1 pseudogene is annotated in these 1,396 nt (G+C 72.1%); it reads left to right on the top strand.

Features of this window, described 5'->3' with window-relative positions:
- Window positions 1-1,073, top strand: a pseudogene (locus tag NI18_RS20610) (HlyD family secretion protein); the annotation flags it as partial.
- Window positions 1,074-1,396 lie beyond the last annotated feature (323 nt).

Below are 1,396 nucleotides of genomic sequence, written 5' to 3'. Positions count from 1 at the left end.
ACCCCGGTCGGCTCGGGCTGGCGACCGCAGCCGCCGAGCCCGCGGGTCATCGGCGTCATCGTCCTGCTCGTGATCGCGGGCGTCTGCGCGGTGCTCGCGGCGTGGCGGCTGCCGCCGTTCGCGACCAGCTACCAATCGACCGACAATGCCTATGTCCGCGGCCGCACCACGGTGATCAGCCCGCAGGTCAGCGGCTATGTGACGCAGGTGCTCGTGCGCGACTTCGCGGATGTGAAGGCGGGCGACCCGCTGGTGAAGATCGACGACCGCATCTATCGCCAGCGGATCGACCAGGCGCAGGCGCAGGTCGACGCGCAGGCGGCGACGCTGTCGAACAGCTCCAGACCGCGCGCAGCCGCCAGGCGAGCCTCGCCGCGCAGGACGCAGCGGTCGCCAATGCCGCGGCGCAGCTGATGCGCGCGCAGGCGGACATGGCGCGCGTCAACGACCTCGTCACCGACGGCTCGGTCAGTCTGCGCGAACGCGACCAGACGCTCGCCGCGCTCCGCCAGGCGGAAGCACAGGTCCAGCAGGCCAAGGCCGCGCGCGAGATCGCCCGGCAGGACATCCGCACGGTCGAGGTCGGACGCGGCGGCCAGGAGGCGGGCGTCTCGGGCGCGGAGGCGGCGCGCCAGCTCGCGCGGATCGACCTTGCCAACACGGTGATCCGCGCACCCGAGACGGGGCGGCTGAGCGAGGTCGGTGTCCGGCTCGGCCAATATGTGACCGCGGGGTCGCAGCTGATGTTCCTCGTGCCGCCCGAAACCTGGGTGATCGCGAACTTCAAGGAAGCGCAGACCGCGCGCATGGCGGTCGGCCAGCCCGCGTCGTTCACCGTCGACGGGCTCGCGAACGAACGGCTGACCGGGCGCGTCGAACGGATCTCGCCCGCGGCGGGGTCCGAATTCGCGGTGCTGAAGGCGGACAATGCGACCGGCAACTTCACCAAGGTGCCGCAGCGGATCGCGGTCCGCATCCGCGTCGATCCGGGCCAGCCGCTGAGTGCGCGGTTGCGGCCGGGGATGTCGGTGCAGGCGCGGGTCGATACCGCCGGCGGGCCGGGGCCGCGGTGATGTCGCGAACCCCCCTCGGTCCCTGTTCTCCAGCCCAGCCTGGATCGCCGCCTTCGCGGGGAGACATTTTGAGGGAGGTGGCTGAGCCGACCCACGCCGCCGCCGCAATCAAAACCGCTACCCCGGCGAGAATCCCCTCCCCGGCGGAGGCCGGGGCCCAGTTGGGGGACGGCGATGACGAAGCGCTGTCCGCCGTTACTGCGACCTTCCCAACTGGGCCCCGGCCTTGCGGGGTGGTTGCAGGGGATGCGGGCGATACCCGACGTTTCGTGCGCGGCCTGTTCTCCCGCGGAGGCGGGAGCCCAGCCTGGGTCCCCGCCTTC

Source organism: Sphingomonas sp. Ant20, from assembly GCF_000783375.1.
Taxonomy (GTDB): domain Bacteria; phylum Pseudomonadota; class Alphaproteobacteria; order Sphingomonadales; family Sphingomonadaceae; genus Sphingomonas; species Sphingomonas aerolata.
The sequence above is the reverse complement of the archived record's forward strand: the minus strand, read 5'-3'. Positions and strand labels throughout refer to the sequence as shown.